This window comes from Paenibacillus sp. cl6col, from assembly GCF_900102125.1.
Classification (GTDB): domain Bacteria; phylum Bacillota; class Bacilli; order Paenibacillales; family Paenibacillaceae; genus Paenibacillus_B; species Paenibacillus_B suaedae.
This window is the reverse complement of sequence record NZ_FNAZ01000003.1, coordinates 299,841-320,880: the sequence shown is the minus strand read 5'-3', so window position 1 is coordinate 320,880 and position 21,040 is coordinate 299,841. Positions and strand designations below refer to the sequence as shown.

The following is a 21,040-nucleotide window of genomic DNA, read 5'->3' as shown; positions in this document are numbered from 1 at the left end:
TACTATAACTTATATTTTCAGATTATATTGACAGTTAGATCAAATCTCAATATGATGTACAAGTGATAATGATTCTCAGTAATAATGAGAAGTGTATTTAGCTTTATGTTGGACACCAGGGGGTAGTAACTTTTGAAAAAGAAATATCAAGCAATACTAGCGATTTTATTCACAGTACTTCTTATTGCGGGATGCGGCTCTCAAGCAAGTGAGGGCGGCCAAGCTGGCGGAAATCAACCAGCCGCTAAGGAAACAGAAGCCGTGCGAGAAATTAAGCATGAGCTTGGTACAACAGAAGTGAAAGGATCGCCCAAGCGGGTCGTTGTGCTCGAATATTCCTTTGTTGATGCACTTGCATCACTTAATTTGAAGCCTGTCGGCATTGCCGATGACGGAAATAAAGATCGAATTTTGAAGAGTCTGGCGGATAAGATTGGAGATTATACGTCAGTTGGGACTCGCAAGCAGCCAAGCCTGGAAGTAATAAGCTCGCTGCAGCCGGATTTGATTATCGCGGATTGGAAACGTCATAAAGCGATTTATGAAGATTTGAAGCAAATTGCTCCTACAATCGTGCTGAAGAGTCTAGAAGCAAGCTATGAAGACAATTTGGCTTCCTTCCAGACGATAGCGGATGCCTTGAACATGAGTGAGGAAGGGAAAAAGCGGTTGGAGCAGCATAAGGATAAAATCAATGCTTTGAAGGCTCAAGTGCCGCCATCAGACGAGAAGCAGACCGTCATGTCGGCTGCTTTGCGCAAAGAAAGCTTCAAGGCACATACATCTTCCTCCTATGACGGAGCCGTATTGGAAAAGGTCAGTCTGATGAATGCGATACAGGATCCGAAGGAACCCTATGCGGAGCTAACTTTGGAGCAGTTGCTGAATATCAATCCCGATATTTTGTTCCTGATGAAGACAGACGGAGAGCAAACGATCGTGGACGAGTGGTCCGTAAGTCCGTTGTGGCAGGAGCTCAAGGCCGTGAAGAACCAAAAGGTCATTGAAGTGGATCGCAATTTATGGACACGCTGGCGTGGCATCGTTGCTGGGGAATTAATGATGGAAGAAGCAATTTCGAAACTGTACGGCAGCGGGAAAGCGGAGAAATAATTTGTGCGACAGGAAGCGGGCGAGGTAGGCGTTACTTGTTAACGCCTATTTTTTGTCTGCCTAGGAACGAGAAAGAAGGAGGCATTGTAACGCATGACGGGATTACATCGCGGCGGAAGGCGCAAGGCGTTCGGACTGTCACTGCTGCTTGGCTTCGCATTATTATCGGCAGGGGTCATGATTAATGTGTCACTGGGCTCTTCCTCGATTTCATTTCCAACTTTGCTGAAGGCCTTGTTCTTCGCGGACAGAACGAAGGAGATGCTTATCGTGCAGGAGATCCGATTGCCCCGTGCGCTAATCGCGATTCTGATCGGTGCGAGTTTGGCAGTTGCGGGTACGATTATGCAGGCGATGACGCGCAACCCGCTTGCTAATCCACAGGTGTTCGGCGTCAATGCGGGCGCTTCGCTCGTAGTCGTAGCATCAACGGTATTCCTGCCGGAGCTGACGCAGCAGCAGCTTGTTTATTCCGCATTTGCGGGAGCGGCCTTAAGCGGCTTTATCGTGTATTTCATCAGCGCAGGTGGGGATTTGAAGCCGGCTCGGCTCGCCATTGTCGGAATGACCATCCATTTTTTTCTTTCGTCCATAACACAAGGATTGATCTTGTTCCATGAGAACACGACGGATAGCATTCTCTATTGGCTGGTCGGCGCGATAGGTAATCGGAATTGGCACCATGTCGGCGTGCTTCTTCCGTGGGCAAGCATCGGCTTGCTGGGCGCCTTGGCTCTGTCGAAGCCGTTAACGATGCTGAGTATGGGGGATGATGTGGCAAGGGGGCTCGGGGCAAGAATCGAGGCAACACGGTTAGTCGGCGGTCTGCTCGTCATTATTTTGGCGGGAGGCTCGGTGTCCGTTGCTGGCCCGATTGGCTTCGTAGGTCTACTGGTACCGCATATCGTCCGGCTGATGGTCGGTGTTGATCTGCGTTATGTACTGCCTTGCTCCGCCCTGTATGGATCAGTTCTGTTGGTGTATGCGGATATTGTTTCGCGCTATATATCGTATCCGTATGAGGCGCCAATCGGGATTGTTACTGCCATGCTGGGGACACCATTCTTCTTGTACTTGGCATATGCAGGAGGGAAGCACAATGAATAAATCTGCAAATATGGCGCGCCGCCATCGGCTCGTCGTGCTCGCATTAGTTGCGCTGCTTCTCATCGTGGGTCTGATCAGTCTTGGAGTGGGGGCGGTCTATATAACGCCAAACCAAGTGATAGAGACAATGTTGGGGCATAGCAAGGAACATGCGTTCATCCTTGGCAAATACCGTTCGCCCAGAATCGTCTTGTCCGTTCTTGTGGGTGCCGGACTTGCTATATCAGGAGCTGTCCTGCAGGGCGTACTGCGGAATCCGCTGGCCTCTCCGGATGTGATCGGAATTACGAAGGGGGCAGGCCTGGCGGCTTGTGCAACCATTATTTTATTTCCCGGGTCATCGGCAGTCGCGCTGCCTTTATCCGCGTTTGCAGGAGCGGCTTTGGTAGCCCTGCTTCTATTTGCATTCGTATACAGGCGCGGAGCTCGTCCCACGACGCTGGCACTGACGGGTATAGCGCTTGGAGCGATGTGTGATGCAGGCATCCAGTACTTCATGTTCAAATATCCGGTTAGCGTCAATGCAGCACTTATTTGGCTTACCGGAAGCATATGGGGCAGAGGCTGGGACGAGGTGATGGGTGTGCTGCCGTGGATGCTGACACTCATCCCGCTTGCGCTGCTGCTGTCTTCGAGGCTGGATGTACTGAGTCTGGGGGATGATGTAGCGACAGGCCTGGGAGAACGGGTGAAGCGTCTTCGTCTTGCGCTGGTAGCTGTTTCGGTCGCCTTGGCAGGAGCATCGGTGGCGGTTGTCGGCGCGATTGGCTTCGTGGGCTTGATCGCTCCGCATATGGCGCGTCGGCTTGTTGGTGCTAAACATGGCATTCTCTTGCCCGTATCAGGCTTGTTAGGCGCTATCTTGGTGTTGACGGCCGACACGATTGGACGCGCTATCGTTCCGCCAATCGAATTCCCGGCGGGGTTAGTGACTGCCGTAATCGGTGCTCCGTATTTCCTTTACTTATTGCGCAGAGAACGCAAGATTCGTTCCTAGCTCGCGCCCAACTCTCATAGGTGAATGTTGAATCTAATGATATAATAATAAGCATATCGTTCCAGTATGGATGGTGAGCCTGTGGATTACGCGAGATTTAGTAAAGAGGTTTCTTACGCGCTTCGTCATGCGCCATGGGAGTATGAGTTGGAGATGGATGAAGAGGGCTGGGTGGGGATTGAACAACTTTCCCATGCACTTCATTTCAGCCATCCAGAGCGAAGTTTGCTAGAGACAGACTTTGTAAGAATGATTGAGCTGTCAGACAAGAAAAGGTTCGAGGTGCTGGATGGAAGGATTCGGGCAATGTATGGCCATTCGATACCGCACAAAATAAAGAAAAGCGCAGCTCATCCGCCAGACCTGCTGTATCACGGAACGTCTCGGCGCATCGTAGACCAAATACGCAGAGAAGGACTGCGCCCCATGGCAAGACAGTATGTTCACCTGTCAGCGGATCAAGAGACGGCCATGGTTGTAGGAAGACGAAAGGACAATAGCCCTGTAATGCTTGTCATTGATGCGGCGAGAGCCGCGCATGAAGGAACTTTGTTCTATCACGGCAATCATACGATCTGGTTAGCTGATTTCATTGCACCGCAATATATAAGTGAATAAATGTGGACGACGCAAAGACGGGGAGCCTGAAGTGGCTCTCCGTCTTCTTCATTATTGACAGCATTTTTATGCGAGTCAGGTGGAGTAAGGGGGACTGTCCTCCGAGATTGAAGCTCCTTGCTTGCGCCGCAATAAAAATCCTGTAACGGAAGACAGCAGATACATCGTGCCGCCAACGATATATACGGCCTGGGCTCCCCAAATATCGGAGATTGTTCCGGCGAACAGTACGGAAACTCCGAACAATATGTATGAGATGGTGCTCTGAGCGGCAAATACATGCGGCTGCTCTTCAAGTGGGGTGATGTGCTGCACATAGGTACGCTGGGCAATATCTCGCAGCTGATAAAATGGACCCATCAGAACTACGATAGCTAAAGCGACAAATGCTTGCGTATTCCATGCATATCCGTATACGAGTAAGCTAACTCCAAATGATCCGATCAGAATTGTGCCGACTAGATGTTTATGAATGCGTGCAGACAGTTTCAGTGTAAGGAGTCCGCCGAGAATCGTTCCCGCATAATAGGCAGCATTAATATATCCCCACCAGGCTTCATCTTTATGAAGCACCTCTTGCGCGAAGACGAGTGTCACACCGCCAATCCATATTCCGCCTGCAACTCCCTCCAAGATGTCCATCCACGTAATAACGCGCAGCTTCGGATGTGTGAACAGGTACGTCCAGCCGGCCATAATGGAATGAGATTTCTTATCTGCGCCTACACTTGATTCTTGATTGTGCGACAATCGCAAGATACAGAGACAACCAAGAAAGAGAAGGCCTGCGGACAATTGAAGAACAAGGGAATGTCCAAGCTTAGCGACGAGAATTCCCCCCATAGTCCATCCAAGCAGAGACAGCATTTGCATGCTGGTCGAAACAAGGCTATTGGCGTGAACTCTCTTATCCTCTTCAACTAGGCGCGGATATAAGGCGTTTGCCGCTGCAGAAGCACAGCCTTCTACGTATCCGATACCAACTATGGCACAGAAAGAATAGGCGAGAAACTGTGTTGTCGATAACATTGATGCAAGTGGCGATATAGAGAATGCGACAACGGCTGATAATGCGAATTGCAAAAGCAAAAACAATCGCGTAACATGAGCGATACTCATGCGGCGGTACCAGATTGGCAGCATGAAGCTGCTCGCCAGTATCGCCATTGAACGGACAAAGGACACGGCTCCGGCAAAGGCAGCTGAATCCGTCATTTGGTAGACTGCTGCAATCAATGTCATCATGTACAGAGATCCTGCGAGATTAGCGAAGGATCTGCTGGATAGAAGCGAGTAGAACGAACGATTCAATGCGTCTCACATCCTATGCAATTTCATAATTTTAACATTATAGCATGGATGATCTTTCTTTTTAATAACTATTTTAAAAAGATAATAATACTAGACTGGGTGAATTGAAGCTCTCATCATTTGTTTCTCTTAATCCAGTCGTGCTTCAATTTTGGATAAATGCTCGAGCATGCGGTGAGACGCGAGTTTGTCATCCTGCGCGTCAATTGCCTCGTAGATTTGCCGATGCTCTTCCAGAAGCTGAGTGGTGGAGGAACGCTCTCCGAACAACCACATGCGTCTAGTCTCGCCCATATGCTCAGCACATTTCTGATGGAACATTTGCAGCATCGGAATAAGCACTTCATTGTGACTGGCCTCAGCCAGCAGAACATGGAACAGGAAGTCATCATGCTGACTAGCTTCTTCATCCTCCAGATGCTTCTCCATACGATGCAGACACGCAGCCATAGCCTGCAAATCAGCGGATGTACGTCTTTTGGCTGCGAGTCCGGCTGATCCAACCTCTATCATTTTACGAACCTCGATCAGTGACTTCACAGACTCCACATCGGTTAGCCATCCTTGGAACTGCTCAGATGGTGTTTGCTCATACTTACGTACAAAGGTTCCGCCGCCGTGACGGATATCAAGCCAGCCCATTGCCTTAAGTGCGCTGAGGGCCTCACGTATGGTAGAACGACCTACTGCATATTGTTGAGCAAGTGCTTCGACAGAAGGCAGCTTGTCGCCGGGCATATATATTCCTCCACGCAGCTGCTCTAGTAAATGTTCTTGAATGAGCTCCGAGCCTTTTTTTAATCGAAATTCGGTCATGTTGCTGTAAACCTCTCTTTCTGAAATATTAAATCAAAAATAATAAATATTATAAAATTATTTTTCGAAATCGAGTGACATTTGTCTCAATCATACGTTATAATATGCCAAAAGTCATCAGATGACCTGAACAATTCAGCAGATGTGGAGGAGAGTGTTGAATCGTTCACTTCAGATGTTGACTTGGATCCAAGACACCAAGGAGGAGTTCATTCATGATAACGATTGAAGCACGCGAGCTACTGCTCAAGCTGCTTGGGCCAGAGCGGTATCGCGATGATAAGGAGAGCTTGGTCACGCATTCTTATGATGCTACACCGATGATGCAGTCTCTGCCTGATGCTGTTGTATATCCGGAATCGACAGCAGATGTGCAGGAGATCTTGCGCACTGCGAACGAATACCGTATTCCCATTGTTCCTAGGGGCGCTGCAAGCAACCTGTGCGGCGGAACTGTCCCTGTAGCAGGGGGAATCGTCGTAGCCATGACTCGTATGAATAAGCTCATTGAAATGGACACCGAGAACCTTACAGCAACCTTCCAGCCTGGCTTGAATACGAAGACGTTCCATCGGGAAGTGGAGAAGCGTGGACTGTTCTATCCGCCTGATCCAAGCAGCATGTCTATCTCAACCTTGGGCGGCAATATCATGGAAGGGGCCGGCGGCCTGCGCGGTTTGAAATACGGCACGACGAAGGATTATGTGATTGCACTCGAGGCGGTACTGCCGAATGGCGAAGTGATCCGCACGGGAGGCAAGTTGTACAAGGATGTAGCAGGCTACGATTTAACGAAACTGTTAGTAGGCTCCGAAGGAACGCTTGCGTTGATTACAGAGGCAACGGTTAAGCTGCTGCCCGCACCGGGTATCCGCAAGACAATGCTCGTATCCTATAAAGATATTTATGCTGCTGCCCGCAGCGTGTCACGTATTGTAGGCGCAGGCATCATCCCAGCAACACTTGAATTCATGGATCAGCCGACGATTCGCGTAGTTGAGGAGTATAATCATATCGGGCTTCCAACAGACATGCAGGCAGTTCTGCTTATTGAACAGGACGGTCAAGATGAGAACGTTGTCATGCGCGATATGGAAGCGATTGCGAAGATATGCAGTGAGGAAGGTGCAGATCGCGTTCAGACTGCGAAGGATGAAATTGAGGCTGAACAGCTGATGAAGGCACGCCGCAGCGCATTGTCCACATTGGCTCGTATTCGTCCAACGACAATTTTAGAGGATGCGACCGTACCGCGCTCGAAGATTGCGGAAATGGTACTGGCCATCAATCGTATTGCAGAGCAATATGGGGTGAATATTTGTACGTTCGGGCATGCAGGAGACGGCAATCTTCATCCGACCTGTCCGACAGATGCGCGGAATGAGGATGAGATTCACCGTGTTGAGCAAGCGTTCGCGGACATTTTCGAGGAAGCGATTCGCTTGGGCGGCACGATTACCGGTGAGCACGGAGTTGGAACGGTAAAGGCTCCATATCTTGAATGGAAGGTTGGACCTACAGGCATCGACGTGATGAAAGGCATTAAGCAAGTGTTCGATCCGAATGGAATTATGAATCCAGGCAAGATATTTGCTAAGGCTGCTCGCAAAAGGCTGGTGGTTTCCCGATGAGTCAACAACAACTAGAGAAGACAAACAATCCCCTGCAGAAAGAACTCGTGAAGACGCTCGATTATGAGCAGCTGATGAACTGTATGCGCTGTGGATTTTGTCAGCCGACTTGCCCGACTTATCAAGAGACTGGATTGGAAGCTGCTTCCCCTCGTGGACGAATTGCACTCATGAAGGCAGTAGCAGATGGCATTATGGAACCGGATGAATCTTTCCAGAAACAGATGAACTTGTGCTTGGGCTGTAGGGCCTGCGAGCCTGTATGTCCGTCGGATGTGAAATACGGTCAGCTGCTTGAGCAGACGAAAGAAGCCATGCATGCGCACAATAAGCCGCCGGTTGCGGTTAAGGGATTGAATCGCATCGCGCGCCCTGTATTTATGAAGCACAATCGTCTGTTGCGGATGAGTAAGCTTCTCCAAACGTATCAGCGTTCGGGATTGCAGGGTTTTGCACGGAAGAAGAACTTGCTGCGCTGGCTTCCTCCACAGATGCAAATGATGGAGCGCATCCTGCCTGAAGCGGATAGCCAAGGTGTAGTGAAGCGGGCTGGTGGCCGTCACTTCCTGGCCAAAGGCGAAAAGCTCGGCACAGTAGGGTTATTCCGTGGGTGTATTATGGACGTCTTGTTCACTGAAACGAATGTGAATACAATCCGATTGCTAACCGAATCCGGCTATGATGTCATCATTCCGGAATCCCAAGGCTGCTGTGGAGCTTTGTTCGCTCATGGCGGAAGTGATACGGCTACAGCTAGGGATTTGGCGAAGCAAAATATTGAGGCGTTCCGTGATGCGGGTGTTGATTATATTGCCTCAAATGCAGGCGGATGTGGAGCGTTGCTTGTAGAGTATGATCATTTGCTGAAAGAAGAGTCGGAATGGGTGGAGCCGGCTAAGAAATTCGCAAAGCAAGTGAAGGATATCAGTGATTTGCTTATGCGTTCACAGCGTTGGAGCAATCTTCCGGTAATGCCGCAAGGCAACTGTGGGACTGCTGAATCATCCGAACCATCTGAAACGGTAACCTATCAGGATTCCTGCCATTTGCGGAACGTTATGCGGGCTTCGAGTGGGCCAAGACAGCTTATTCGCCGCATTCCTGGCATCCGATACAAAGAGCTGGAAGGCGCGGATGTATGCTGTGGATCCGCTGGTATTTACAACATTGTACAGCCAGACATGGCTAACTCGATTGTTGATCGGAAGATGGATGCTGTTCGCGAGACACAGGCTTCGATTATCCTGACAAGCAACCCGGGCTGCTTAATGCAAATGAAAGTAGGCGTAGAACGGGATGGCGTAGCCGAGCAAGTGAAGGTCATGCACGTCGTAGACTATTTTGCGGAAAAGATGTTGAAGTAATATTTCAGATTACCTATAATAATCTTGTAATTATATTTTAATAACATACTAACAGACATCCATGTAGTCAATTGGCGGGGACGATTGACTTCATCGTAGGAGGGGTTAAATGTGAACGTCATTCCACTTAATGAAGCATGGGCGGAGCCGATGTGCGAGTTGTGGAACCGTGAACTGGGCGACCTGTTCCCAATGAGACAACAGCTGTTCGTACAAAATAGTTTTCGAGATGTAAACGTTTACTTGCCTGGCTCCTGGATCGCCCAAGATTCAGATGGCAGACTTCTAGGATTTATCATCGCGAAGAAATGGCAGGAAACAGAGCGCGAGATGAAGCTAGGAGAAGGAGGAGGCTGGATTCAGGCACTTGTCGTTCGTTCCGAAGCAAGGGGGAAGGGGATAGGTTCTGAATTGCTCGGACGGGCTGAAGAGGCATTGCGTGAAGCTGGCGCATCTCAAGTATTCATCGGACGTGATCCGTGGCATTATGTTCCGGGCCTCCCGAAAGCGTTGTCAATGCACCGTCAATGGCTGGAGAAGAGAGGATTCAAGCAGCTCTATGAGGTTAGCGACATGCTGTCCTCAGATGAGACCGATCTGATCGTGACTCCAGAATTTGCAGATGGAGCGAACGTGAAGTTGCTCACGCCTGAGGACAAGGAAGAAATGTTGACATTTTTCCGTCACTGCTTTCCGGGCAGATGGCTGTATGAGGCACAATGCTATTGGGAACGCGGAGGACAGGGAAGAGAATTCATAGGATTGTTCCAAGGCAGTGAAATGATCGGCTTCTGCCGGGTCAATGACGAGCATTCTCCGCTGATTGCGCAGAATACGTATTGGGCGCCATTGTTCGAAGAGCCGCTTGGCGGTATTGGGCCGCTTGGTGTTGATGATCAGTACCGCGGCAAGGGATACGGTCTTGGTCTGGTCAAGGCGGGAATCGCTGAATTGCAGCAGCGCGGCATGCGCCAGCTAGTCATTGACTGGACGGAACTGGTCGACTTCTATGCGAAGCTTGGATTCCATACGTGGAAGAGCTATGACCTTATGAGCAAGACCCTGTAAATAAATTGCGAGTTCAAACGACGAACCAAATAATAGTGCGGTGAACAATGAAACGCGTGGAAGACGGATTGAAAGATATGGATAAGAATCTTTGATCCTTGAGCCTCCACTAGATCAACTTTGCTCAGAACGAGGTTGAGTAAGTCTTTGGAACAACGATAAGGAACCCCGGCAGAACCATACGTGCTGGGGTTTTTGTCTATAATGGGATGATAAATGTGACATATTACGTAATCCTTGCGGGCTCTTCTCCCTTTCTCACTCTTTATTTCTAGCCAATTCCAAGCAGGCAGGGCAGCTTCTTCTTCGCGGCTTGTGCAGCTGCACATTATTGACGTATTGTTCATTTATGTGGCGTCCAATCCATATGATGCGGCCGTTCAGTATTTAAATGATACAAGAGAAAGCATTCGATTTATGAAGAGTCAGTGCAAATAAAATAGGTAAACTCGCTTAAGTCCTTCCTTCTCACCGACACTATCTGATGTGCATATAATGTGATCCGCCGTGAAATATGGGCGTATGCACAGCAGGCAGCTAGGATTGCCGCGGGGAGGGATGACTATGAAGTGGAGCCGTAATATATCCAGTGAGGAGCGGGCAAGCGTAATTACCCACGCAGTTGGATTATTGTTCAGTGTGTGGGCATTAGGCGTGCTTATCAGTGCCGCGTGGGAGCGCGGGACGTCGGCGCATATGATCGGAGCTTCAGTATATGGGATTACCTTGATTATGATGTTTACAACCTCGACGATTATGCACGGCTTGCCGGAGGGGAGATCGAAGTACCGATTTACGATCCTTGATCATATGGCAATTTACTTATTTATTGCGGGAACGTACACTCCCTTCCTGCTCGTCGTGCTGCATGATGAGTTCAGCCAGCAGCTGCTAGGTTTAATATGGGGGACTGCGATTGCAGGGATTATATACAAGGCATTCTATACAGGACGTCATATGTGGTTCTCTACGATTGCCTATGCAATTATGGGGTGGCTGATGATAACGGTATGGGACAGCTTGGTGCAGGCGATTCCTTTTGAAGGTGTTATGCTGCTGGTGATTGGGGGAGTATGCTATACGGCAGGCATCCCATTCTTTGTGTGGCACCGGCTTCCTTATCATCATGCGATTTGGCATCTGTTCGTATTAGCCGGCTCTGTCCTGCACTTTGTATGTATCTACCGCTATGTAATCTAGTTAGAAGGCAGGAAGAAACACTGAGATCTGGGTCTCAAAAAAATAATTCCACCATGTTAAGGTTCAACCCTTGACATGGAGTTGTGATTTAGGTATGATAAGAAACGTCGATGGGCTGTAAAGTGTTTTTCCTTTACGAAAGGAGTGGCCCGTATGAACGAGGAACAGGTACTGGCTAAGACGAACCGAATTAATATGCTGTTCGACTTCTATGAACCACTGCTTACAGAGAAGCAGCAGACGTTCCTGAAATGTTACTTTCAAGATGATTTTTCACTAGGCGAGATTGCAGCCGAATTCGGTATCAGCCGCCAAGCGGTGTATGAACATATTAAGCGGGCGGAGCAGACGCTCGAATCTTATGAGAGCAAGCTCGGCTTGCTGTCGAAGTTCGAACGTCGGACAGAGATCGTAATGGCGCTGCAACGTGCAATGGACGATATGGATAGCATACCCGACCCGCAGCGCGCGGAACTGCAGACGATTGTCCGTGAACTGCAGGCGTTGGATTAAGGGAACGGGGTGAGATAATATGGCATTTGAAGGATTAACGAACCGATTACAGAATGTATTCAGCAAGCTGCGCGGCAAAGGCAAGGTTGGTGAAGATGACGTCAACGAAGCGATGCGCGAGGTACGCCTGGCGCTGCTCGAAGCGGATGTTAACTTCAAGGTCGTTAAGGAATTCATTGGCAAGGTGAAAGAGAAGGCCGTTGGTCAGGAAGTGATGAATAGCTTCACACCGGGCATGGTCATTATCGACATCGTCAATAAGGAATTGACGGAATTGATGGGTGGTACAGCTGCGAAGCTGGCCAAGGCTAACAAGCCGCCAACTGTCATTATGATGGTCGGTCTCCAAGGTGCTGGTAAGACGACTACTTCAGGCAAGCTTGCGAAGATGCTGCAGAAGCAGAATCATAAGCCGCTTCTTGTCGCTGCCGATATTTATCGACCAGCTGCGATTAAGCAGCTTCAAGTGGTTGGCGAGCAGATTAAGGTTCCGGTATTTGCACTTGGTGACCAAGTGAGTCCGGTAGAAATCGCTCGTCGCGGATTGGAGCATGCGAAGGAGAATAACCTTGATTATGTCATTATCGATACTGCAGGTCGCCTGCATATCGATGAAGCATTGATGGAAGAGCTGAAGCAAGTTCATGCTACAGCGAAGCCAGATGAAGTGCTGCTCGTCGTTGACGCGATGACTGGTCAAGATGCGGTCAACGTTGCAGAGAGCTTCAACCAACAGCTTGAGCTTACAGGTGTTGTGCTGACCAAGCTCGATGGCGATACACGTGGTGGTGCAGCCTTGTCTGTTAAGGCAGTTACGGGTTGCCCAATCAAATTCGCTACACTCGGTGAGAAGATGGACGCGCTTGAACCGTTCCATCCAGAGCGGATGGCATCACGGATTCTCGGCATGGGGGACATGCTCTCCTTGATCGAGAAGGCGCAAATGAACATCGACACAGAGAAAGCCAAGGAAATGGAAATGAAGATGCGCAACGCAGCCTTCACATTCGATGATTTCCTTGAGCAGATGCAACAAGTAAAGAAGCTCGGTCCTATCGATCAGATTCTGGATATGATTCCAGGGATGAATAAGGTGAAGCAAAATGCGAACCTGAAGGTGGATGAGCGTCAAATGGGTCGAATCGAAGCGATTGTCCGTTCGATGACGAATGAAGAACGCCAAGATCCAGATCTAATTAATCACAGCCGTCGTAAGAGGATTGCAGCGGGCAGCGGAACTCAGTTGGCTGATGTGAACCGTCTTATCAAGCAATTTGATGAGATGCGCCGGATGATGAAACAGTTCTCCGACATGATGGGTCCGAAAGGCCCTAAGATGATGAAGAACTTGAAGAGTAAAGCAGGCAAGGCTGGTAAAGGAATGAGATTTCCTTTCCGTTAATGCATAGACGAGCGCAGTTTTTATACTCGCTCGATTGATTATTCGAATTCCGTTAAGGAGGTGAATTTCGTGGCAGTACGTATCCGTTTGAAACGCATGGGTGCTCATAAAGCACCATTCTATCGTGTAGTTGTATCCGATTCCCGTTCCCCGCGTGACGGTCGTTTTATCGAGGAAATCGGTCATTACAATCCGGTAGCTCAACCAGCAGTCGTTAACATCGACGAGGAAAAAGCTTTGAAATGGTTGCAAACTGGTGCTCAAGCATCTGACACGGTTCGCAACTTGCTCAGCCAAGCTGGCGTAATGAAAAAGTTCCATGAACTGAAACACCAGAAATAATCTAACCGTTCGGAGGGTCGCGAATGGAAGAGTTAGTGTCAGTAATTGCACGCGCTTTGGTCGATCATCCGGAGGAGGTCCGTGTGGACGTCGTGGAGAAGGACCATGTCATCGTGTATGAGCTTCACGTTCATCCTGACGATGTCGGAATGGTTATCGGGAAGCAAGGTCGTATCGCTAAGGCGCTTCGCACGGTCGTCACGTCGGCAGCTGTTAAAGTTCCAAAACGAGTTGCCGTGGACATTATTTCATAATTGCACGCAAGAGGGTTAGGATGAAATCCTAGCCCTTTTTCGTATGCATGAGGCTGAATGTGTTACACTAGAAAGAAGATATTCGCAGGTTGGGCCTCCGAATATTTACGATAGATTGAATGAATGGTGATTACCAACGGCAGGAGGATAAGTCATGGCTCAAAGAATGTTTAATGTCGGCAAATTGGTCAATACGCACGGCATTCGGGGTGAAGTGAAAATTATCCCGACAACAGATTTCCCGGAGGAACGCTTCGCTCAAAAGAGCGAGTTAGTTCTGCAGCAACCGAACTCCAATAACAGTGTATCCGTTACCGTTGAGCGGTCGCGTTTACATAAAAATATGTACATCATTAAATTTGTGCAATTCGACAATATCAATGAGGTTGAGAAATATAAAGGTTGGATGCTGAAAGTTAGCGAAGAGCAGCTGGACGAGCTCGATGAAGATGAATATTACTACCATGAGATTATTGGTTGTAAAGTCGTGACAGACGAAGGCGAAGAGCTTGGGATCATTGATGAGATATTGTCTCCAGGTGCAAATGATGTCTGGGTTGTGAAGCCTGCGAAAGGAAAATCAATCTTGATTCCGGTCATTGATGACGTTGTGCTTACGGTTGATGTGCAGGAGAAGGTCGTAACGGTTCATATTATGGAAGGACTTATTTAATATGCGTATCGATGTGTTGACCCTTTTCCCAGAGATGTGCGAAGGGGTATTCGGATCCAGTATATTAGGGAAAGCGCGTGAGAATGGACATGTTGTTATTAACACGGTCAACTTCCGCGATTATTCTGATAATAAGCATCAAACTGTTGACGATTATCCGTATGGCGGTGGCGGTGGTATGGTGCTAAAACCGCAGCCGATCTTTGCGGCGGTCGAAGACTTAATGGTGAAGGCAGGCGAAGAGAGGGCTTCAAGAATAGCAGAACCGATGGGTAGTCACGATAAAGCTGCGAAACCACGCGTTATTTTAATGTGCCCGCAAGGAGAGCGTTTCACGCAGAAGAAAGCAGAGGAGCTTTCACAGGAGTCCCATTTAATATTCGTGTGCGGCCATTATGAAGGATATGATGAGCGCATTCGTGAGCACTTGGTGACGGATGAACTATCTATAGGGGACTATGTATTGACAGGCGGTGAATTGCCCGCAATGACCGTGGTTGATTCTGTTGTTCGTCTGCTTCCTGGCGTGCTGGGCAATGAGATGTCTGCTGTAACGGATTCGTTCAGTACAGGACTGCTTGAATATCCGCATTATACCCGTCCTGCACAGTTCCGCGATTGGAAGGTTCCTGATGTACTCATCAGTGGCCATCATGCCAATATAGAGATATGGAGACGCGAACAGGCTCTGAAGCGGACGCTGGAACGGCGTCCTGATTTGCTGGAGCATGTGGAGCTGAGTAAGGACGACCTGAAAATAGTACAACGCTTGAAAAGTGATGCCGAGCGAAGCAACGCTTAATGAGAGCTAACCGGTTCAATGAGTGGATTGGTGAATAGACTGCTCCACCATAAATGACTGAGATTCTATGTACGATGGACATAAAATCTCAGTCTTTTTTTATTGGATTCATTCGTTACGCGTATAAGCCAAATTGCATAACCGTTGTTTACGAAAATAATAAATAATGGGGACAATATTGTTCATAGGTCGCATGTAACATGGGACATCATGAATTCCAATGAAATGAGGCAAAGTTATGAGTAAAAATGAGATCCGTAAGAATGGATTGCGGTTGTTTATTGCGATGCCACTGCCGAAGTCTGCTGTTCAAGTATTGGAAGATTGGTGCACAGCAGGGAAGCAGCGCTGGCAATTTGCAAAATGGGTACACCCGCAGGATCTTCATATTACGCTCCAATTCCTTGGGGCGGTAGATGAGCATGTTATTGAGCGGATTGTACATGTATTGAAGGAGGTGTCCAGAGGGGGCGCTCCAATTGATCTGCAATTCGATGGCGTGGGAAGCTTTGGGACAAAAGAAGCCCCACGTGTGCTATGGGCTGGTCTAGGAGGAGCAATCGACAAACTGCGACAATTGCACCATAGCGTTACAGCCGCTACTTCGCCTTTAGGATTCGAACCGGAGGAACGCCCTTATCGCCCGCATATTACGCTGGCCCGCAAGTATCGCGGAGGGGAAGGTCAGCCCTTCACCATGAACAGCGAACCACTTCCTCCGAATCAATGGACGGGTGAAGAGATCGTGCTGTTCCAGACACATATGAATCAAAGTCCTATGTATGAGCGTTTGCATACTTTTACTCTGGGTCAAGGATAGTCTAATGTACATGTGCTGCAATCATTGGGTCAGGCCTCGTTAATACGACGTCTTGAAAAACAGGTCTATCCTCACGTATATTTTCCAATCTTACACATTTATAATGGAGTCACCATTTTGAGCATGTCGAAAATGGTTGAAAAAGCAATATAAATTGTGAATGGAGGGATATCGTGGAGAGATATGCTTCGCGTATCGGAACGCTGCTGCTTCTGATTACGACCATGTTTTTGGTCGGTTTTTCAAAGCCGGATGATACGCGAAAGGCGACGTGGATATGGCAGGCGGAGAGAATAGAGACAGAATCGGAGCAACTGATTGATTTTTCCAAAAAGAATCGCATTAATGTAATGTATCTGCATATGGATATGACGATTCCAGAAGCATCATATCGGCGCTTTCTGAAGCAGGCAGGTCAAGCAGGAGTTGAAGTGCATGGCTTGGCAGGGCATCCCTTATGGGCTTTGCGTGAATATCGGGACAAGATGATGAAGTTGACAGAGTGGGTTAGCGCTTATAATCAGCATTCTGCTGCGGATGAGCGTTTCAAGGGGCTGCATTTGGATGTTGAGCCCTACGTGCTTCCAGATTGGGGAGATGATCAGCCATCGATCATTCGCTCTTGGACGGCAAATATGAGCGATTGGCTGAATGCTGTCAAGAGCCGCAGCGATTTAGAGCTCAGCGTCGACATGCCGGTATGGTTTGACTCGATCACGGTTCCAGATGCACAAGAGACATCGTTGTCGGAATGGATCATTCGCCGTTTCGATCATGTAACGTTAATGGCGTACCGTCAGCAGATAGAAGGCGGGAACGGAATTTTGGAGCTTGTCCAGAATGAAATAGAGATCGCAGACCGCGTCGGGACACCGATATGGATTGGGGTCAACACGAAGCCAATGAAGGAAGCTCACACTACCTTCTATGATGCGGGTGTGCAGGCAATGGAGTCGGTGTTGAATCAGGTTCAGGAGCGGCTGCGGCATCATACCTCCTTCACAGGAGTTGCCATCCATGATTATCGTTATTGGAATCATATGCTGGAGAGAGATGGCGAACCAGGGGATCCCCCAGGGCCAGAGCCTGACCCAGTTCCAGATCCAAAACCAGATCCAAAACCAGATCCGAATCCTAATCCAGGGGAGATTACTGTCCCGCTGCCGCCTCCAATTGATCGTACAGGAACCATCATTGGAACCTATGTATGGCAAGCAGAGTTAGCGATAAATCAGCCTGATGACATCATTGCATTTGCAAAGGAAAAGGGAATCAACTTTTTGTATGTTCGCTTGGATCTTCAGCAACCGTTTGAAGCGTACCGTGAATTTGTCAAGAAAGCGCATGATGCTGGAATTGAGATGCATGCTATGGGTGGACATCCTGGTTGGGCATTAACAGAGAATCGGCAGCGGATATCGAAGCTCGTTGATTATGTCAAACGCTACAATCGCGCTGTCGCGCCTGAAGAGCGCTTCTATGGCATTCATTTGGATGTAGAGCCTTATGTACTTCCGCAATGGCGCAGTGATAAGGACGAGGTCATTTTACAGTGGGTAGACAATATGGCGTTTTTTGTCGAATCGACCAAGTCTGATTCTCAGCTTGAGACGAGTGTCGATCTCGCAGTGTGGCTGGATCGAACCTTTATTCCGGGGAAGTCGGAACTGTCGGTTAGTGAATGGATGATAGGGCGTATGGATTATGTGACATTGATGGCGTTCCGTAATATGGCTGGGGGCAGCAATGGAATTGTTGCTGTGGTGAAGCAGGAGATGCAGATGGCGGATCGGTTAGGCAAACGTCTCGTAGTTACTGTGGAAATGAAGGAGAGTTTTGAAGGCGCGCATGTTTCTTTTTATGAGAAGGGTGCTGAAGAAATGCTGAAGCAGTTGGACAAGCTTCCAGAGATGCTTGCAGATCACCATTCTTATACCGGTTATGCAGTGCATGCCTATGATTATTGGAAAGAAGCCAAGCCTTGAAAAGGCGCTTGTGTTCTATTCGTTCATATGCTACAATTAATTTCGTTGTTTGGAATACGGTGGTCCTCTGCATACGATGAGGCGAATGCACTAGGCATGCTGAGATGCAAGAACACCTGTGTGGAAGGAGGGAGTCCTAGATGAATATCGTACAAGCGATTACGCAAGAACAGCTTCGCAAGGATATTCCAAGCTTTCGTCCCGGCGATACTTTGAAGGTTTATGTTAAAGTTATCGAGGGATCTCGCGAGCGTATCCAGTTGTTCGAAGGTGTTGTTATTAAGCGTCGTGGTGGCGGAATCAGTGAAACGTTTACTGTTCGTAAAATTTCCTACGGTGTAGGTGTTGAGCGTACGTTCCCGCTTCATACTCCGAAAATCGATAAAATCGAAGTGGCTCGCCGTGGTAAAGTGCGTCGTGCGAAGCTGTACTATCTTCGCAATCTTCGCGGTAAAGCAGCGAGAATCAAAGAAATCCGTTAAGGAACAACCGGGGGGCTTGCTTGACTGCAAGCTCCCTTTTGCTATTTGTATGGATTGGAGTGCGCAATGCGCATGACGTGAACTTCAAATACGCATCCTAGGAGAAAGCGGGGCACAGCGAATGGATCAAAACGACCAATTGATGGAACCGAATACGCCGGAAGAAACGGCTGAAAAGCCGGCCAGCCCGAAGAAAAACGAATTGTTGGAATGGATTAAAGCGATTGCGATAGCTGTTGTCCTTGTCGTTGTCGTAAGATGGTTGCTGTTCGCTCCGTTTATAGTTGATGGTCCTTCGATGGAACCTAACTTCTGGACGGGTGAGAGGCTCATCGTGAATAAGATCTTGTATGAGTTCAGACAGCCTAAGACAGGAGAAGTTGTTGTATTTCACGTTCCACAAGAGAACCGCGATTTAATTAAGCGTGTAATTGGTGTTGCCGGTGATACGATCGAATATCGCGGTGATGATTTGTACGTTAATGGCAAGAAGGTAGAAGAGACGTACATACAAGAAGCAATAGATCAAGCTCATAAAAATGATATGTTATATAATGACCGTAATTTCCCAAGTGATTCGACTCAGCCGAACAAAGTTCCAGAAGGACATATCTTCGTCATGGGTGACCATCGGAGCAACAGTACCGATAGCCGCATGCTCGGATTTATTCCGTTGAAAGATGTCATTGGACGCGCAGACGTCATCTTCTGGCCAATCTCGCATGTTAAGTTGATTCAACATCATTAGTTGAGTTACGGCTGCCAAGGAGGTGGATAGCGATGTCAATCCAATGGTTTCCGGGTCATATGACGCGAGCGCGACGTCAGATCCAGGAGAAGTTAAAACTGATAGATGTAGCGATCGAACTGTTGGACGCGCGCCTGCCTGTGTCGAGCCGCAATCCAATGATTAACGATATACTCAGCAATAAGCCGCGCCTTATTATTCTGAACAAAAGCGATCTTGCAGATCCAGACGTAACGGCGAAGTGGATGAAATATTTCCGCAATGAAGGTCACGCTGTAATTGCTGTCGATGCGTCAACAGGAAGCAATGTATCGCAGATTCCTGAGGCAGCGCGCAAGTTGCTCGAAGAGAAGTTCCAGAAACAAATTGCAAAGGGAATGAAGCCGCGTCCAGTACGTGCATTGATTGTTGGAATTCCAAACGTAGGGAAGTCTACACTCATTAACAAGCTGGCTGGTAGATCGGTAGCTGCAACTGGCGATCGTCCTGGCGTTACTAAGGGTCAGCAATGGATTCGTGTAGGCTCCGAAATGGAACTGCTCGATACACCAGGGATTTTGTGGCCTAAGTTCGAGGATCAGGAAGTAGGTTACCGATTGGCGACAACCGGAGCAATTCGCGAAGAAATATTGAATGTGGAAGATATCGCGTTTTACGCGCTGAAATATGTTGCATCCCATTACTGGGATCGACTGTCTGAGCGGTTCGGCATGACGGACGAAGTCATAGATGTGGACAATCCAGATGAAGTTGTGCGTTTGATGGAGGACATTGGACGCAAGCGCGGGTGCTTAATGGGTGGCGGAAGAGTCGACTTAGAGAAGGCATCTGGCATTATTTTGCGAGAGCTGCGCTCTGGCAAGTTGGGGCGTCTTACGTTCGAAGAGCCTTATTCATTTATGGTGAAATAGCTGTTCGGTAGATATAGGTAGGATGTTTGGAGTATGAGGATAGCGCCGTTAACGCCGGAGTGGTGTACGGCGCTATTTCTTTAGGTACAGCCGTTACTAATATGGCAGTGAAGTAAAGACAGGTTGGGGAGGATCATGTTCGCATGGGGAGAAAGAAGCAGGAGGCAACAGCAGAGCCCGTTGACTTATTAGCTTGGGAACGAGAATATTGGGAACGCAGCGTTCAGCATATTGCAGGTATTGATGAGGTCGGCCGCGGCTGTCTATTTGGTGATGTTGTTGCAGCAGCTGTCATATTGCCGCAAGGTCTTATTATTGATGGGATCAATGATTCGAAGAAGCTGTCGGAGAAGAAGCGGAATGAGCTGTATGACATTATTATAGCAGAAGCGATAGCATGGTCAGTTGCACATGTAGATGCCGCTACTATCGATCAGATTAATATTAAGCAGGCAGCTCGTCGTGCTATGAAAGAAGCAGTTGAAGGGTTGGTGACTCAGCCTGAAGTGCTGTTGGTCGATGCAGAGAAGATAGATTTGCCATATGCACAAGAGGCGATTATTAAAGGTGATGCCAATAGTCAATCGATCGCAGCTGCTTCGATCGTCGCTAAGGTAACGCGTGACCGTCTATGCATTGGCGAATGGAATGACCGCTATCCAGAGTATGGCATAGCCGTTCATAAAGGGTATGGAACGAAGCTGCATCGGGAACAGCTGCTCCTTCATGGGCCAACGCCGATGCATCGCAAGAGCTTCTTGTCCTCCTTATTTCCTGAAGAGGAGCAGTTGACGCTGTTCTAGCACCATCTGATAAACGGTAAGTAATTATCTATTATTCTGTTCTAGTGAACGATGGCTGCGGATAAATACTCATTATTCGT

Annotated in this window: 22 protein-coding genes; 20 read left to right on the top strand and 2 right to left on the bottom strand. The window is 48.4% G+C overall.

Annotated elements, in window-relative coordinates; genetic code table 11:
• The first annotated feature begins 132 nt into the window (after positions 1–132).
• From BLS15_RS09440 to BLS15_RS09425, 4 genes are all read left to right on the top strand, one after another.
• A complete protein-coding gene (locus tag BLS15_RS09440) occupies positions 133–1,113 on the top strand; it encodes an ABC transporter substrate-binding protein (protein WP_021256591.1) in 981 nt (326 codons plus the stop codon).
• A gap of 93 nt (positions 1,114–1,206) precedes the next feature.
• Entirely contained in the window at positions 1,207–2,220 is a 1,014-nt protein-coding gene (locus BLS15_RS09435) for a FecCD family ABC transporter permease (protein WP_021256590.1), read from the top strand.
• Complete coding sequence (locus tag BLS15_RS09430) at positions 2,213–3,217, top strand: FecCD family ABC transporter permease (protein ID WP_021256589.1); 1,005 nt, start codon at positions 2,213–2,215, stop codon at positions 3,215–3,217. Before BLS15_RS09435 ends, BLS15_RS09430 begins: the two co-directional genes overlap by 8 nt.
• Before the next feature lie 81 nt (positions 3,218–3,298).
• Entirely contained in the window at positions 3,299–3,835 is a 537-nt protein-coding gene (locus tag BLS15_RS09425) for an RNA 2'-phosphotransferase (protein WP_231515022.1), read from the top strand.
• Between the two features lie 75 nt (positions 3,836–3,910).
• Here the strand turns inward: BLS15_RS09425 and BLS15_RS09420 are convergent, their stop codons facing one another.
• Both BLS15_RS09420 and BLS15_RS09415 read right to left on the bottom strand, forming a co-directional pair.
• The gene (locus BLS15_RS09420) at positions 3,911–5,146 is read right to left on the bottom strand and encodes an MFS transporter (protein WP_021256587.1); all 1,236 of its coding nucleotides are present in this window, start codon (positions 5,144–5,146) and stop codon (positions 3,911–3,913) included.
• A 129-nt stretch (positions 5,147–5,275) separates the two neighbouring features.
• Entirely contained in the window at positions 5,276–5,962 is a 687-nt protein-coding gene (locus tag BLS15_RS09415; RefSeq protein ID WP_021256586.1) for a FadR/GntR family transcriptional regulator, read from the bottom strand.
• A gap of 215 nt (positions 5,963–6,177) precedes the next feature.
• Between BLS15_RS09415 and BLS15_RS09410 the strand changes: the two genes are divergently transcribed.
• The 16 genes from BLS15_RS09410 (at position 6,178) to BLS15_RS09335 (ending at position 20,960) form a co-directional block, all read left to right on the top strand.
• Entirely contained in the window at positions 6,178–7,593 is a 1,416-nt protein-coding gene (locus BLS15_RS09410; protein WP_021256585.1) for an FAD-binding oxidoreductase, read from the top strand.
• A complete protein-coding gene (locus BLS15_RS09405) occupies positions 7,590–8,957 on the top strand; it encodes a (Fe-S)-binding protein (protein WP_021256584.1) in 1,368 nt (455 codons plus the stop codon). The genes BLS15_RS09410 and BLS15_RS09405 overlap by 4 nt, the downstream gene beginning before the upstream one ends.
• A gap of 111 nt (positions 8,958–9,068) precedes the next feature.
• Entirely contained in the window at positions 9,069–10,025 is a 957-nt protein-coding gene (locus tag BLS15_RS09400; RefSeq protein WP_090511279.1) for a GNAT family N-acetyltransferase, read from the top strand.
• Positions 10,026–10,589: 564 nt separating this feature from the next.
• Positions 10,590–11,225, top strand: a complete 636-nt coding sequence (locus tag BLS15_RS09395; protein WP_028531212.1) for a PAQR family membrane homeostasis protein TrhA — start codon at positions 10,590–10,592, stop codon at positions 11,223–11,225.
• Positions 11,226–11,378: 153 nt separating this feature from the next.
• Positions 11,379–11,738 carry a putative DNA-binding protein gene (locus tag BLS15_RS09390; protein ID WP_021256580.1) on the top strand — a complete coding sequence of 120 codons (360 nt, stop codon included), beginning with the start codon at positions 11,379–11,381 and terminating at the stop codon, positions 11,736–11,738.
• Positions 11,739–11,757: 19 nt separating this feature from the next.
• Positions 11,758–13,140 (top strand): signal recognition particle protein, encoded by a 1,383-nt coding sequence (ffh, locus tag BLS15_RS09385; protein ID WP_021256579.1) that lies wholly within the window; start codon positions 11,758–11,760, stop codon positions 13,138–13,140.
• Positions 13,141–13,209: 69 nt separating this feature from the next.
• Positions 13,210–13,482, top strand: coding sequence for a 30S ribosomal protein S16 (gene rpsP / locus BLS15_RS09380; protein ID WP_021256578.1), 273 nt, complete (start codon positions 13,210–13,212; stop codon positions 13,480–13,482).
• Between the two features lie 23 nt (positions 13,483–13,505).
• Positions 13,506–13,736 (top strand): KH domain-containing protein, encoded by a 231-nt coding sequence (locus BLS15_RS09375; RefSeq protein ID WP_005551913.1) that lies wholly within the window; start codon positions 13,506–13,508, stop codon positions 13,734–13,736.
• A 154-nt stretch (positions 13,737–13,890) separates the two neighbouring features.
• Positions 13,891–14,409, top strand: a complete 519-nt coding sequence (gene rimM / locus BLS15_RS09370) for a ribosome maturation factor RimM (RefSeq protein ID WP_028531211.1) — start codon at positions 13,891–13,893, stop codon at positions 14,407–14,409.
• Position 14,410: 1 nt separating this feature from the next.
• Complete coding sequence (gene trmD / locus BLS15_RS09365; RefSeq protein ID WP_021256576.1) at positions 14,411–15,211, top strand: tRNA (guanosine(37)-N1)-methyltransferase TrmD; 801 nt, start codon at positions 14,411–14,413, stop codon at positions 15,209–15,211.
• Between the two features lie 238 nt (positions 15,212–15,449).
• Positions 15,450–16,031 (top strand): RNA 2',3'-cyclic phosphodiesterase, encoded by a 582-nt coding sequence (gene thpR, locus BLS15_RS09360; RefSeq protein ID WP_021256575.1) that lies wholly within the window; start codon positions 15,450–15,452, stop codon positions 16,029–16,031.
• 173 nt (positions 16,032–16,204) lie between these two features.
• A complete protein-coding gene (locus BLS15_RS09355; RefSeq protein WP_090511275.1) occupies positions 16,205–18,016 on the top strand; it encodes a hypothetical protein in 1,812 nt (603 codons plus the stop codon).
• Positions 18,017–18,156: 140 nt separating this feature from the next.
• A complete protein-coding gene (gene rplS / locus BLS15_RS09350) occupies positions 18,157–18,498 on the top strand; it encodes a 50S ribosomal protein L19 (RefSeq protein ID WP_005551919.1) in 342 nt (113 codons plus the stop codon).
• 121 nt (positions 18,499–18,619) lie between these two features.
• The gene (gene lepB / locus BLS15_RS09345; protein WP_021256573.1) at positions 18,620–19,246 is read left to right on the top strand and encodes a signal peptidase I; all 627 of its coding nucleotides are present in this window, start codon (positions 18,620–18,622) and stop codon (positions 19,244–19,246) included.
• Positions 19,247–19,278: 32 nt separating this feature from the next.
• A complete protein-coding gene (ylqF, locus tag BLS15_RS09340) occupies positions 19,279–20,157 on the top strand; it encodes a ribosome biogenesis GTPase YlqF (RefSeq protein WP_028531209.1) in 879 nt (292 codons plus the stop codon).
• A 143-nt stretch (positions 20,158–20,300) separates the two neighbouring features.
• A complete protein-coding gene (locus tag BLS15_RS09335) occupies positions 20,301–20,960 on the top strand; it encodes a ribonuclease HII (RefSeq protein WP_021256571.1) in 660 nt (219 codons plus the stop codon).
• The last annotated feature ends 80 nt before the right edge of the window (positions 20,961–21,040 follow it).